The organism is Mumia sp. zg.B21, from assembly GCF_019550855.1.
GTDB lineage: Bacteria > Actinomycetota > Actinomycetes > Propionibacteriales > Nocardioidaceae > Mumia.
Genome location: NZ_JAHWCJ010000002.1, coordinates 20,631 through 34,499 on the forward strand (window position 1 = coordinate 20,631; position 13,869 = coordinate 34,499).

Below are 13,869 nucleotides of genomic sequence, written 5' to 3' on the forward strand. Positions count from 1 at the left end.
TCGGACGCGCGGCCGGCAGGCGACCCTCAGAGACCCATCGTGCGGCCGATGATCTCCTTCATGATCTCGGTCGTGCCCCCGTAGATGGTCTGGATGCGCGTGTCCGCGTACGCCTTGGAGATCGGGTACTCGCTCATGAAGCCGTACCCGCCGAAGAGCTGGAGGCACTGGTCGACCGTCTTCTTCTGGACCTCGGTCGTCCACCACTTGCCCATCGCCGCGTCGGAGATGGTGAGCGTGCCGGCGTTGAGCTCCATGATCGAGCGGTCGACGAAGACCTGAGCGATCTGCGCCTCGGTCTCGAGCTCGGCGAGGGTGAAGCGGGTGTTCTGGAAGGAGCCGATCGGACGTCCGAACGCCTTGCGCTCCTTGACGTACTCCAACGTGAGGTCGATGACGGCGCGGCACGCGGCGGCGGCGGCCACCGAGATCGCGAGCCGCTCCTGAGGGAGCTTCTCCATCAGGTAGACGAAGCCGTTGCCCTCCTCGCCGAGGAGGTTCTCCTTGGGGACCCTGACGTCGGTGAAGAAGAGCTCGGCGGTGTCCTGCGCCTTGAGGCCGAGCTTGTCGAGGTTGCGACCGCGCTCGAAGCCCTCCATGCCGCGCTCCAGCACGATCAGCGAGACGCCCCGCGCCCCCGCGCTCGGGTCGGTCTTGACCGCGACGATCACGAGGTCGCCGAGGATGCCGTTGGAGATGAAGGTCTTCTGGCCGTTGACGAGGTAGTGGTCGCCCTGGTCGATCGCCGTGGTCGCGATCGCCTGGAGGTCCGAGCCGGTGCCGGGCTCGGTCATGGCGATCGCCGCGATCGACTCGCCGCTGCAGAACGCGGGCAGCCAGCGCGCCTTCTGCTCCTCGTTCGCGTACGACAGCAGGTATCCCGACACGAGGTCGACGTGCAGCGGGAAGCCGACACCGCTGGCGTGCGCCCGCGCCAGCTCTTCGTCGATGATCGCGTTGTAGCGGAAGTCCGAGACCCCGCCACCGCCGTGCTCCTCCGGCATCATGAAGCCGAGGAAGCCCTGCCGACCGGCAGCCCGCCACATGTCGCGGGAGACGATGCCGTCGATCTCCCACTGTGCGTGGTACGGCTTGATCTCCTTGTCGACGAAGGTCCGGAAGGCGTCGCGGAACGCGTCGTGGTCCTCGGTGAAGATGGTGCGCTGCATCGGCGGGCCCTTCGTGGTGTCGTGGTTAGGACGGATCGTTCTGGACGACGGCGCCGGACGCGACGAGGGCGTCGACGTCGCCGACGCCCCACGCGGCGAGGGCTTCGCGGGTGTGCGCCCCGGGCCGGGCGGGGGGACGCCCCAGGGTGGCCGGAGTCCGCGAGAACCGCGGTGCGGGCGCCGCCTGGACGACGCCGTCGTGCTCGACGTACGTGCCGCGCGCGGCGAGGTGCGGGTGCTGGGGTGCGTCGCGCATCGGGACCACGGGCGCCACGCACGCGTCCGTGCCCTCGAAGACCTCCGCCCACTCGGCCTGCGTGCGCTCGGCGAAGCGGGCCGCCAGGCGGGCGCGCAGCTCCGGCCAGACGCGAGGGTCGTTGCGGTCGGGCAGCGGTGAGTCGGGCAGCGCCACGTCGGCCGGCACGTCGAGGCCGAGCAGCCGCACCATCTCCGCATAGAACTGCGGCTCCAGCGCGCCCACGGACATCCAGCGTCCGTCGGAGGTCTCGTACACGTCGTAGAACGGCGCACCGCTGTCGAGGAGGTTGGTGCCGCGGGCATCGTTCCAGGCGCCGACCTGCTGGAGGTTGGTGATCATCGTGAGCAGGTGCGCCGTGCCGTCGACGATCGCGGCGTCGACGACCTGGCCGCGGCCGGAGGTGCGTGCCTCGAGGAGAGCGGCGAGGAGGCCGACGACGAGGTAGAGCGAGCCACCCGCGAAGTCGCCGAGCAGGTTCATCGGGATCTGCGGGGGCCCGCCCGCGCGGCCGATCGGGTCGAGCGCCCCGGAGACGGCGACGTAGTTGACGTCGTGCCCGGCGCTCGAGGCGAGCGGGCCGTCCTGGCCCCACCCCGTCATGCGTCCGTAGACCAGCCGAGGGTTGCGCTCGAGGCAGACGTCGGGGCCGAAGCCGAGCCGCTCGGCGACGCCGGGCCGGAAGCCCTCGACCAGCACGTCGGCACGCTCGACCAGCTCGAGCAGGACGGCGACACCGTCGGGCTGCTTGAGGTCGATCGCGACCGTACGGCGACCGCGGGCGAGGACGTCACGCTCCTGCGGCAGCGACTGGAGGCCTCCCGGCGACACCCGGTCCACACGGACGACGTCCGCGCCAAGGTCGGCGAGGAGCATCGCGGCGAAGGGGCCGGGGCCGATCCCCGCGATCTCCACGACCCTGAGGCCGGACAGCGGGCCGGACGGCGGTGTGGTGTCGGTCACGCCCTGATTGTGACAGTAGGACTGTCAGAGTGGCAAGCGCGCGCCACCTGCGGCTACGCTCGCCGAGTGTGACACGTCCGATGTCACATCCCGCGTGACAGGAGAGCGTCGATGAGCGTCGTCTACAGCAGGCAGGGCTCCGGTGAGCCGCTCGTCCTCCTCCACGGGATCGGTCACCGCAAGGAGGCGTGGAACCCCGTGCTGTCACGGCTCGCCGCGCACCACGACGTCGTCGCTCTGGACCTCCCCGGTTTCGGCGCGTCGCGGGCCCTCCCGAGGAGCAGGCGCGACGGCATGGACCAGCTCACCGAGGCGCTGGCCGACTTCTTCGCCGCCGTCGGGATCGACCGGCCCCACGTCGTCGGCAACTCCCTCGGTGGCGCCCTGGCCCTCGAGCTCGCCGCCTGCGGCTCCGTGCGTACCGCGACGGCGCTCTCCCCCGCCGGGTTCTGGACCGAGCCCGGCCGCGCCTGGGCGTTCGCGGTATTGCTCGGGCTGAAGGGCACCTCCCGCCTTCCCGAGCCGTTCGTCCGCCGCATCTCGACCCGCCGCTGGACCCGGGCGGCGGCGATGTCGTCGCTGTTCGCCCACCCGGGGCGGATCACCGCCGACGACTTCCTCGGCGACACCTTCGCCCTGCGCGACGCCGACGCCTTCGTCCGGGTGCTTCGGTCGGGGGCGCGCTACCACTACCGCGGCCGGCCGTCGGTCCCGACGACGGTGGCCTGGGGGGCGAAGGACCGCATCCTCCTCCCGTCCCAGGCGCAGGAGGCACGTCGACGGCTCCCGACGGCGACGCACGTGGCCCTCCCCGGCTGCGGCCACGTCCCGATGATCGACGACCCCGACCTCGTCGCCGCAGTGATCCTCGAGCGCACGCGCGGAGTCTCGCCGGTTGCGGCCTGACCGGCGTACGGATCACGCCTTGCGGCGGTCACCCGGCCGCTCGCGAAGCCCGACCAGGGTGAACAGGAACACCAGCGCCGCCGTGATGCAGAGCAGCGTGAGCCCGACCGTGTAGGTGTGGTCCTCCTCGTTGTAGGTCGCACCCATCACCAGCGGCGGGAAGAAGCCACCGAGACCACCGGCGGCACCGACGATCCCGGTGACCGAGCCGGTCTTGTCGGCCGGGGCGCGCTGGGCGACCCACGCGAACACCGACCCCGACCCGAGCCCCAGGAACGCCGCCATCGCCACGAAGGCGAGACCGGCCGGCCACTCCGGCTCGGGACGCAGGGCGAGCACCACGGCCATCACCGCGGTGCCGGCGAGCGAGACGAGGGTGACGAACCGCGGCCCCAACCTGTCCGACAGTGCACCGCCGACGGGACGCGCGATCACGGCCGCCAGCGCAAACCCCGCCGTCCGCTCACCGGCCTCCGTGAGGCCGTACCCGTAGGTCGTCACGTCGCCGAGATAGGTGGGCAGATACGTGGAGAACGCCACGAACCCGCCGAACACGATCGCGTAGAGCAGGGACATCTGCCAGGTCACCGGCTCCTTGAGCGCCGCCAGGAGCTTGGGTCCGGCCTTGTCCGCCGCCGGGCTCCAGCGTGGGGAGTCCCGCATGAACGCCCAGCACGCCGCGGCCGTCGCCAGCAGGGCGACGGCGAGGATCACGTGCGTCGCCATGTAGCCGAACCAGTCCACGAAGCGCGGGGTGAAGAACGACGACAGTGCCGTGCCACCCATGCCCGCACCGAACAGGCCGGTCGCGAAGCCCTGGCGAGGCTTCTCGTACCACGCCTTCACCGTGGGGATGCCGACCGCGAACGTCGTGCCGCCGATGCCGAGGAAGAACCCGAAGACGAGAAGCAGGGCGTAGGAGTCGGCGTTGCCTGCCACCGCGACGAGGACCACGAACGGCGCCGTCGCGACGAGCAGGACGGTGAACATCAGCCGGCCGCCGTACTTGTCGGTGAGCGTGCCGGCCGCGATCCGGCCCAGCGACCCGACGATCACGGGGACCGCGACCGCGAGCGACTTCTGCGTGGAGCTCAGGTCCATGTCGCCGGCGTAGCGGGCCGCGAGCGGCCCGATCATGTTCCACGCCCAGAAGCTGATCGCGAACGCCCAGGTGGCGAGGATCAGGTTGCGGGTCTGGGCGGCCCTCGGGAGAGCAGGTGCGTCGGTGGCGGTGCTCATCGCGGTGCCTTTCGGTGATCCACGGCCTGGTCGGCCGGTCAGCGGTCGCGGTCCGGTGTGCCGACGGGCTCCCAGCCCGGCCGCGGCGCGCGGGTTGCGGAGACGTCGTCGCGGCTGCGATAGACGATGTAGGGGCGGAACAGGTAGTGGACCGGCGCCGTGAACGCATGCACCAGCCGCGTGAACGGCCAGATCGCGAAGAGCGCCAGGCCGACCAGCGTGTGCACGTGGAACGACGTGGACGCGGCCGCCATCGCGTCGACGTCCGGCTGGAGGACGAACAGGCTCCGGAACCAGGGCGACACCGTGTGCCGGTAGTCGGTGACGTTGGTGTCGAACACGCTCACGACGGTGGTCACGAGCCCCGTGACGATCGCCGCGACCAGCACGACGTACATCGTCTTGTCGTTCTTGGTGGTGGCCATGAACACCGGCCCGGTCTTGCGCCGGCGATAGATCAGCATGACGACGCCGACGAGCGTGGCGAGACCGGCGATCGTCCCGAGCGACAGCGCCATCGCGTGGTACTCGCTTTCGCTGACGCCGATGGCGTCGGTCCACGCCTCCGGGACGAGCAGCCCGATGACGTGCCCGATCACCACGACGAGGATCCCGAAGTGGAACAGCGGGGACGCGATGCGCAGCAGCGCCGACTCGTAGAGCTGGGAGGACCGGGTGGTCCAGCCGAACTGGTCGTAGCGGTAGCGCCAGATCAGCCCGCCGACGAAGGTCGCGAGGACCAGGTACGGGATGACCCCCCACAGGACGACGTCCATCAGTGACCTCCGGAGTCCGACATCGGCAGGAGACGGGGGTCGTAGGAGTCGAGCCCGACCGTCTCCGTGGGTGGCCCCGCCATCGCCATCGCGGCGGCGCGGTCCTGCGGTCCCGGGCCGTCGTACGTCGCGCACACCCCGCGCAGCACGTGCGCCCACGGGGTGGGCGTCGCCCCGGGCTCGTCCTTGCCGGCGGTCTGCTCGAGCGCCAGCCGCAGCAGCTCCACGCTCGGCCGGTAGCGCTCGAGGAGCTCGCCGCCGCGCTCCGGGTCGTGCGCCGCCAGCTCCAGCACCATCGGCAGGTAGTCGGGGAGCTCGCCGTGGGTGTCCACGAGCAGGCCGGAGTCGCGGTAGGCCTGCTTGAACCCCGCGAGCACCTCGCCACGGCGCCGCGTGTCTCCGTCGGTGAAGTAGGAGAGGTAGAGCGGATGCTTGCGGTCCAGGTCGAAGACCTCGACGTACCGGCGCGCCAGCGCCTGCACCGGGGTCTCCTCGATGACGTCGATGAAGGCGAGGAGGTGCCGGTACGGCTCGCGGCGCGCGGTGCGACCGCGTCCGGCGGACTTCTCCTCGAGCGCAGCGCGGATCAGCGGGAGGCGTTCGACGAGCCGTTCGTCGGGATAGGCGAGGAGCAGCGCGGCGCTGCGGTGCGCGACCCGGTGGTCGGTCATGGGACGTCCTCCCGGTCGGTCGCCGGAGGCGGGAACATCCCCTGCGGAGCACCGCGGCCGTCCCAGTTCAGGAGGTTCACCTGGCCGCTGCTCGAGGGGTCCGGGGCGGCCACGGTGTCGGTTCCCTGACGCTGCCTGAGCGCGTGGAAGTTCTCGACCGCCATCGGCACCGGCCGTCCGCTCGCCTCGCCGACCGCCCCCGACTCGTACATGCCCGGCCCTTCCTCGAAGTCGAGCGAGCAGCCGAGCTCCTCGAGGTCGTGGGCCTGCTCGGCGTGTGCCGTCGGGATCACGTACCGCTCGTCGTACTTGGCGATCGCCATCAGGCGGTACATCTCGTACATGTCCTCCTCGGACATGTCGACCGACGCCGGGATCGTGCCGTCAGGGACCTTGCCGAGGTTGATCCCGCGCATGTAGGACCGCATCGCGGCCAGCTTGCGCAAGACGCCGGTGATCACGTCGGTGTCCCCGGCGGTGAAGAGCTCGGCGAGGTACTCGACGGGGATGCGCAGCGCCTCGATCGCCCCGAACAGCGTGCGCTCGTCCTCCGCGTCGTGCCCCTGGTCGGCCAGCAGGTCGACGATCGGCGACAGCGGCGGGACGTACCAGACCATCGGCATCGTCCGGTACTCCGGATGCAGCGGCAGCGCGACCTTGTAGCGCTTGGCCAGCGCGTAGACCGGTGAGCGGCTCGCGCCCTCGATCCAGTCCTCCGGGATCCCGTCGGCCCGGGCCTGCGCACGGACCTGCGGGTCGTCGGCGTCGAGCATGAGGTCGAGCTGCGCCTGGTAGAGCTGCTGCTCGTCCTCGACGGACGCGGCCTCGGTGACGCGGTCGGCGTCGTAGAGGAAGACGCCGATGTAGCGCAGCCGTCCGACGCAGGTCTCGGCGCACACCGTCGGGATGCCGACCTCCACCCGCGGGTAGCAGAAGGTGCACTTCTCGGCCTTGCCCGACTTGTGGTTGAAGTACATCTTCTTGTACGGGCAGCCGGTGATGCACTGCCGCCAGCCCCGGCACCGGTCCTGGTCCACGAGCACGATCCCGTCCTCGGACCGCTTGTAGATCGCACCGCTCGGGCACGACGCCATGCACGACGGGTTGAGGCAGTGCTCGCAGATCCGCGGCAGGTAGAACATGAAGGTCCGCTCGAGGTCGAAACGGATCTTGTCCTCGGACTCGCGGCGCACCTTCTCGACCATCGGGTCCTGCAGCACCGACTCCGGCCCACCGCCGAGGTTGTCGTCCCAGTTCGCCGACCAGGTGATCGCCATGTCCTTGCCGGTGATCAGCGACTTGGGGCGCGCCACGGGGAAGTCGTCACCCAGCGGCGCGCGGGTGAGGTTCTCGTAGTCGTAGGTCCAGGGCTCGTAGTAGTCCGACAGCTCGGGCTGGACCGGGCTGGCGAAGATGGTGAACAGCCGTCGGGCGCGTCCGCCGGTGCGCAGCGAGAGCCGCCCACGACGGTTGCGTACCCAGCCGCCCCGCCAGCGCTCCTGGTCCTCGTACCGGCGGGGATAGCCCTGACCGGGTCGGGTCTCCACGTTGTTGAACCAGACGTACTCGACGCCGCTGCGGTTGGTCCACGCCTGCTTGCACGTGACAGAGCAGGTGTGGCAGCCGATGCACTTGTCGAGGTTCATCACCATCGCGACCTGCGCCATGACCTTCATCGGTTCTCGCTCTCCGCCCGTGGCCGGCCTGGGCTCGGACTAGTACGTCACCGGCACGGTCCGCTTGCGGACGGTGCAGACGATGTCGCGCTGATTGCCCGTCGGGCCGAGGTAGTTGAACGCGTAGGACAGCTGCGCGTACCCGCCGACGAGGTGGGTCGGCTTGACCAGCAGACGGGTGACGGAGTTGTGGATACCGCCGCGTCGACCGGTCTTCTGCGACTTCGGGACGTCGATCAGGCGCTCCTGCGCGTGGTGGACGTAGACGACGCCGTCGGGCATCCGGTGGCTCACGATCGCGCGCGCGACGAAGACACCGTTGGCGTTGTCGCACTCCACCCAGTCGTTGTCGGCGACCTCGATCCGGTCGGCGTCCCCGACGCTCATCCACACCATCGGACCGCCGCGCGACAGCGAGAGCATGAGGAGGTTGTCCTGGTACTCCGAGTGGATCGACCACTTGTTGTGCGGGGTGAGGTACCGGACCGCGATCTGCAGGGCACCGTCCTCCACGGGAGCCGCAGCGTCTCCCACGGCCACGTCTCCGTACATGCGGTGCATGTCCAGGGGCGGACGGTACGTCGGCAGCTGCTCGCCGTAGTCGCGCATCCAGGCGTGGTCGAGGTAGAAGTGCATCCGCCCGGTGAGCGTGTGGAACGGCTTCAGGCGCTCGATGTTGACCGTGAACGGCGCGTAGCGTCGCCCGCCGGTCTCCGATCCCGACCACTCCGGAGAGGTGATCACCGACTGCGGAGCCTCCTGCGTCATCCGGAAGGTGATCTGCTTCTCCTCCGCGCCCTCGGCGAGGTCGACGAGCGGGCGGCCCGTGCGCCGCTCGAGGTCGCGGAAGCCCTGTGCGGCGAGGTGCCCGTTGGTCGTCCCGGAGAAGGTGAGGATCGCCTCCGCCATCCGCGAGTCGGTGTCGATCGCGGGCCGGCCCTCGGCCGCTCCCGACCCCATCACGCCGTGCTTGGCACCGAGCGAGGCGACCGCCTCCTCGAGGTCGTAGGTGATGTTCTTGGTGGTGAAGCCGAGCTGCTCGGCCTTGGGCCCGACGGCGGCGAGCTTGTCCGCGATCGCGGTGTAGTCGCGCTCGACGACGGCCACGACCGGCATCGTCTTGCCGGCGACCGGATCGGTCTGCCCCTCCCTCCAGTCGAGGCTCCGCCCGCCGGGCTGCGCGATCTCGCCCGGTGTGTCGTGCTGCAGCGGGACGGTGACCAGGTCCTTGCGGACCCCCAGGTGCGTCTTCGCCATCTCCGACAGCCTCACCGCGATCGCGGTGAACATGTCGAAGTCGCTGCGCGTCTCCCACGGCGGGTCGATCGCCGGGGTGAAGGCGTGCACGTACGGGTGCATGTCGGTCGAGGAGAGGTCGTACTTCTCGTACCAGGTGGCAGCCGGGAGGACGATGTCGGACAGCAGCGTCGTCGAGGTCATCCGGAAGTCGGCCGACACGAGCAGGTCGAGCTTGCCCCGCGGCGCCTCGTCCCGCCACCGGATCGTGCGCGGCGGCTCCGGTGCGTCGGTGTCGTCGACGTTCGACCGGGTGCCGAGCAGGTACTCGAGGAAGTACTCGTTGCCCTTCGCCGACGAGCCGAAGAGGTTCGAGCGCCACAGCACGAGCGTGCGCGGCCAGTTCTGCGGTGCGTCGACGTCGTCGATCGCCGCGTTCAGGCTGCCGTCCCGGAGCCGGTCGGCGATCCACGAGCCCGCGTCCGCCGCCGAGCCGGCGGCCGTCGCCGCGCCCGCCTCGTCGGCGAGGTCGAGCGGGTTGCGGTCGAACTGCGGATAGAACGGCATCCATCCCATCCGTGCCGACTTCGCGATCAGGTCGGCGGTGTGCAGGTCGCCGAGGTCGCCCTCCGCGAGCGGTGAGGCGAGGACGTCCTGGTGGGAGCCGTCGGAGCGCCACTGGCCGGTGTGCATGTACCAGTACGACGTGCCGGTCATCGTCCGTGGCGGGCGCGACCAGTCGAGCGCGTTGGCCAGCGACAGCCAGCCGGTGATCGGACGGCACTTCTCCTGGCCGACGTAGTGCGCCCAGCCGCCGCCGTTGCGCCCCATGGCTCCGGTGATCATGAGCAGCGTCAGGATCGCCCGGTACGTGACGTCCCCGTGGAACCACTGGCAGACGCCCGCGCCCAGGATGATCATCGTCCGCCCGCCCGACTCCTCGGAGTTCTGGGCCATCTCGCGTGCGATCCGGATGCACTGCGACGCGGGCACCGACGTGATCGCCTCCTGCCAGGCCGGCGTGTACGGCGACGACGCGTCGTCGTACCCGGTCGGCCACTCGCCGGGCAACCCGTCGCGGCCGACGCCGTACTGCGCGAGCATCAGGTCGAGCACCGTGGTGACGGTGTGCTCCCCGACGCGACGGACCGGGATGCCGCGCCGGATCACGCTTCCCGAGCCGTCGGGGGCGTCGAAGGCGGGCATCAGCACCTCGGCCGGCCGCGCGTCCGGGCCGATCACCGACAGCGCGGGGTCGACCTCGCCGAGGTCGAGGTTCCAGCGGCCCTCACCCTCCTCGCCGTAGCGGAACCCGACCGATCCGTTGGGGACCACCGGCTCGTTCGTACGGGCGTCGAGGAGCACCGTCTTCCACGCCTCGTTCTGCGACGTCCCCGAGCCCTCGAGGTCGGCTGCGGTGAGGAAGTTCTCCGGGACCCAGGAGCCGTCGTCGGACTGCCTGAGCCGGACGAGGAAGGGCAGGTCGGTGTACTGCTTCACGTAGTCGGTGAAGAACGGGACCTGGCGCTCGATGTAGTACTCCTTGAGCATCACGTGGCCCATCGCCATCGCCATCGCCGCGTCGGTGCCGGCCTGCGCCGGCATCCACTCGTCGGCGAACTTCGTGTTGTCGGCGAAGTCGGGTGAGACCGCGACCACCTTGGTGCCGCGATACCTCGCCTCCGCCATCCAGTGCGCGTCCGGCGTGCGGGTGACGGGGACGTTCGACCCCCACATCAGCAGGTACGAGGCGTCCCACCAGTCACCGGACTCCGGGACGTCGGTCTGGTCGCCGAACACCTGCGGGCTCGCCACCGGGAGGTCGGCGTACCAGTCGTAGAACGACGTCATGACGCCGCCGATGAGCTGGATGAAGCGCGTGCCGATGCAGTGCGACACCATCGACATCGCCGGGATCGGAGAGAAGCCCGCGCACCGGTCCGGCCCGTACGTCTTGATCGTGCTCACGTGCGCGGCGGCGGCGAGCTCGACCGCCTCCTCCCACGAGATGCGGACGAGGCCACCCTTGCCGCGGGCCTGCTGGTAGCGGCGACGCTTGTCAGGGTCTGCCGCGATCTCCGCGAAGGCGAGGACCGGGTCGCCGAGACGCTCCTTGGCCTCGCGGTACATCTCGATCAGGACACCTCGTCCGTACGGGTAGCGCACCCGGGTGGGCGAGTAGGTGTACCAGGAGAAGGCCGCGCCGCGAGGGCATCCGCGCGGCTCGTACTCGGGGCGGTCCGGTCCCGTGGTGGGATAGTCGGTCTGCTGCGCCTCCCACGTGATGATCCCGTCCTTGACGTAGACCTTCCACGAGCACGACCCCGTGCAGTTCACCCCGTGCGTGGACCGAACGACCTTGTCGTGGCTCCACCGGTCGCGATAGAAGACGTCGCCGCGGCGACCGCCCTTGCGATAGACAGCGCGCCGGTCAGGACTCTCGTCCCAGCGTGAGAAGAAGTCACCGAGCGCGAGCAGGGCCTCCGACGCAGGACCGTCCGTGCCCCCGCCGGATCCCCGGCGCCGAGCACGCGCTCGTCCTTCACGGGTGGTCTGAGTCATCACAGCCTCCTCTCGCGACAACGTAGGTCGGACCGGGCATGGCCGCGACCGGAACTTCTGCGGCCCTCGGACCCCCTGTTCGCCGCCGAGCGGGGCGGGCCGGGGCCGACTACGCTCACCGTCATCGCCCGCACGGAGACGGAGGTTCGTATGCGCGACGTCGCTGCGCTCACCGAGGAGTACGTCGACGCCGCCAGCTCGGCGCCGCACGGAAGGAGCGCCGAGCTGGTGCTCACCGACGGCCCGTTGCGCCAGAGCGTCCTCGGGCTCGCCGAGGGCGCCGAGCTCTCCGAGCACGAGGCACCGCCGGCGGGCAGCATCCTGGTGCTCACGGGCGCGATCGAGGTCGTCGGCGCGTCCGGCACGACCGCCCTCGAGACGGGCATGCTCGCGCAGATCCCCCGCGAGCGTCACTCGGTGAAGGCGCTCGCCGACTCGGTCTTCCTGCTCACCGCTGTGACCGACATCTGACGCACCGGCGGGTAGGCCCTCGATCCGTGGGTACCGACGCGGCATGAAGGACATCGCAGCTGCCACGACGCCGGAGCGGAAGGCCGTCCAGACCGTACGAGCGATGGCTGCCGTGGTCGGCGCCACGTTCGTGCTCGTCGGGATCCTGGGATTCGTCCCGGGGGTGACGACGAACCTCGACGCGATCACCTGGGCCGGTCACGAGAGCGACGCCGAGCTCTTCGGCCTCTTCGAGGTCTCCGTGCTGCACAACATCCTCCACCTCGGGTTCGGGGTGGCCGGGCTGGTCCTCGCGCGGAGCGTGATCGGCTCGCTGCGCTATCTCCTCTGGGGCGGCGTCGCCTATCTGGGCCTGTGGGCGTACGGCGTCATGGTCGACCACGACCACGGCGCCAACATCGTCCCCGTGAACGATGCCGACAACTGGCTCCACCTCGGGCTGAGCATCGGCATGATCTTCCTGGCCGCCGTCGGGCGAGGACTGCTGACGCCCCGCGCGGCCGAACGCGCGCCTGGACGTGCCACGAACTGACGGGATCGCTCAGGTCCGGGCGCTCAGGTCGGGGCGCTCACACCAGGAACTGGAACGCCGGGTCGTCCGGAGACAGCTTCGTGGCGCGAACCGGCGAGTCCTCGAGCCGCGCGACCAGCCCGCCGAGATCGTCGGGAGAGCCGAGCTCGATACCGACGAGCGCCGGCCCTGTCTCCCGGTTGTGCCGCTTGACGTACTCGAAGAGCGTGATGTCGTCGTCCGGCCCGAGCACCTCGTCGAGGAACCGCCGCAGCGCCCCTGGCTCCTGCGGGAACTCCACGAGCCAGTAGTGCTTCACGCCGCGCGAGACCAGCGCCCGCTCGATCACCTCGGCGTAGCGGCTCACGTCGTGGTTACCACCGGACACGACCGCGACGACCGACTCACCCGGCGCCACGAGCCCGGGCACGCGCAGGGCAGCCGCGGCGAGCGCCCCGGCCGGCTCCGCGATCACGCCGTCGACCTCGAAGAGGGCGAGCATCTCCTCGCTCACGGTGCCGGCGTCGACATCGACCAGCTCGACCGCCCGGCCGCGACGGGCCAGGTCCTCGAGGACTGCCCAGGTGTGGTCCCCCACCCGGCGAACCGCGGCACCGTCGACGAACGCGTCGACCTCGTCCAGCGTGACCGGAACGCCCTTGCCCATCGCCGCGGCCATGCTCGCCGCGCCTGAGGGCTCCACACCGACGATGCGGGTGTGCGGGTGGCGTACCGCGAGCCACGCCGCCATGCCCGCGACCAGGCCCCCTCCTCCGACCGGCACGACGACGACGTCCGGGGCCGAGCCGAGCTGCTCACCGACCTCTCGCGCGACGGTGCCCTGCCCGGCGATCACGTCCGGGTGGTCGAACGCGGGCACGATCGTCGCGCCGGTGCGGGAGGCGTCCTCGTACGCGGCCGCGCTCGCGGCGTCGTAGGTGTCCCCACCGACGATGACCTCGACCGCGTCGCCGCCGAGCGTCGCGATGCGGTCGCGCTTCTGTCGCGGCGTGGTCCGCGGGAGGTAGATGCGTGCGTGCGCGCCGAGGGCACGCGCGGCGTACGCGACTCCCTGGGCGTGGTTGCCTGCGCTCGCGGCGACGAGGCCGCGCCCGCGTTCGGCGTCGTCCAGCCGCGAGATCATGTGGAAGGCGCCGCGGAGCTTGTAGGAGCGGACGACCTGGAGGTCCTCACGCTTGAGCCACACGTCGGCACCCGTCTGCTCGCACAGGCGGACGTCGCGCTCGAGCGGTGTCCGCAGAGCGACCCGGGAGACGGGCTCGTAGGCGGCGTCGACGTCGTCAGCGGTCACAGGCACACCGTCCAGCGTAAGGACGGGCGCCTGTCCCACTCGCACTCGCCCGCCCGTCGAGACGCCCACCGAGACGCACGTCACGGGCGCGTCAAGATCGCGTCAAGGCCGGTCAAGGTCG

Annotated in this window: 11 protein-coding genes; 3 read left to right on the top strand and 8 right to left on the bottom strand. The window is 70.6% G+C overall.

Translation table 11 applies throughout. The features are described from left to right. Window positions 1-26: 26 nt before the first annotated feature. Together KV100_RS08795 and KV100_RS08800 are read right to left on the bottom strand one after the other, a co-directional pair. The gene (locus KV100_RS08795) at window positions 27-1,169 is read right to left on the bottom strand and encodes an acyl-CoA dehydrogenase family protein (RefSeq protein WP_220342596.1); all 1,143 of its coding nucleotides are present in this window, start codon (window positions 1,167-1,169) and stop codon (window positions 27-29) included. A gap of 25 nt (window positions 1,170-1,194) precedes the next feature. Continuing rightward, window positions 1,195-2,388, bottom strand: coding sequence for a CaiB/BaiF CoA-transferase family protein (locus tag KV100_RS08800; protein ID WP_220342597.1), 1,194 nt, complete (start codon window positions 2,386-2,388; stop codon window positions 1,195-1,197). Window positions 2,389-2,499: 111 nt separating this feature from the next. Here KV100_RS08800 and KV100_RS08805 point away from each other — a divergent pair, with 111 nt between their 5' ends. Next, entirely contained in the window at window positions 2,500-3,294 is a 795-nt protein-coding gene (locus tag KV100_RS08805) for an alpha/beta fold hydrolase (protein WP_220342598.1), read from the top strand. Window positions 3,295-3,306: 12 nt separating this feature from the next. On the opposite strand, the gene KV100_RS08810 is transcribed toward KV100_RS08805, so the two are convergent. The 5 genes from KV100_RS08810 to KV100_RS08830 are packed head-to-tail and all read right to left on the bottom strand — an operon-like array spanning window position 3,307 to window position 11,454. Then, window positions 3,307-4,533 carry a nitrate/nitrite transporter gene (locus tag KV100_RS08810; protein ID WP_220342599.1) on the bottom strand — a complete coding sequence of 409 codons (1,227 nt, stop codon included), beginning with the start codon at window positions 4,531-4,533 and terminating at the stop codon, window positions 3,307-3,309. 38 nt (window positions 4,534-4,571) lie between these two features. Further along, a complete protein-coding gene (narI, locus tag KV100_RS08815; RefSeq protein ID WP_220342600.1) occupies window positions 4,572-5,309 on the bottom strand; it encodes a respiratory nitrate reductase subunit gamma in 738 nt (245 codons plus the stop codon). Continuing rightward, complete coding sequence (gene narJ, locus KV100_RS08820; protein WP_220342601.1) at window positions 5,309-5,980, bottom strand: nitrate reductase molybdenum cofactor assembly chaperone; 672 nt, start codon at window positions 5,978-5,980, stop codon at window positions 5,309-5,311. Before narJ ends, narI begins: the two co-directional genes overlap by 1 nt. After that, complete coding sequence (narH, locus tag KV100_RS08825) at window positions 5,977-7,656, bottom strand: nitrate reductase subunit beta (protein WP_220342602.1); 1,680 nt, start codon at window positions 7,654-7,656, stop codon at window positions 5,977-5,979. The genes narJ and narH overlap by 4 nt, the downstream gene beginning before the upstream one ends. Window positions 7,657-7,695: 39 nt before the next feature. Next, window positions 7,696-11,454, bottom strand: coding sequence for a nitrate reductase subunit alpha (locus tag KV100_RS08830; protein WP_220342603.1), 3,759 nt, complete (start codon window positions 11,452-11,454; stop codon window positions 7,696-7,698). A 150-nt stretch (window positions 11,455-11,604) separates the two neighbouring features. On the opposite strand from KV100_RS08830, the gene KV100_RS08835 reads away from it, so the two are divergent. After that, a complete protein-coding gene (locus KV100_RS08835) occupies window positions 11,605-11,925 on the top strand; it encodes a hypothetical protein (protein ID WP_220342604.1) in 321 nt (106 codons plus the stop codon). 43 nt (window positions 11,926-11,968) lie between these two features. After that, window positions 11,969-12,457, top strand: coding sequence for a DUF4383 domain-containing protein (locus KV100_RS08840; protein WP_255559828.1), 489 nt, complete (start codon window positions 11,969-11,971; stop codon window positions 12,455-12,457). Between the two features lie 37 nt (window positions 12,458-12,494). Here the strand turns inward: KV100_RS08840 and ilvA are convergent, their stop codons facing one another. After that, window positions 12,495-13,754, bottom strand: a complete 1,260-nt coding sequence (gene ilvA / locus KV100_RS08845) for a threonine ammonia-lyase IlvA (protein ID WP_301021546.1) — start codon at window positions 13,752-13,754, stop codon at window positions 12,495-12,497. Between the last annotated feature and the right edge of the window lie 115 nt (window positions 13,755-13,869).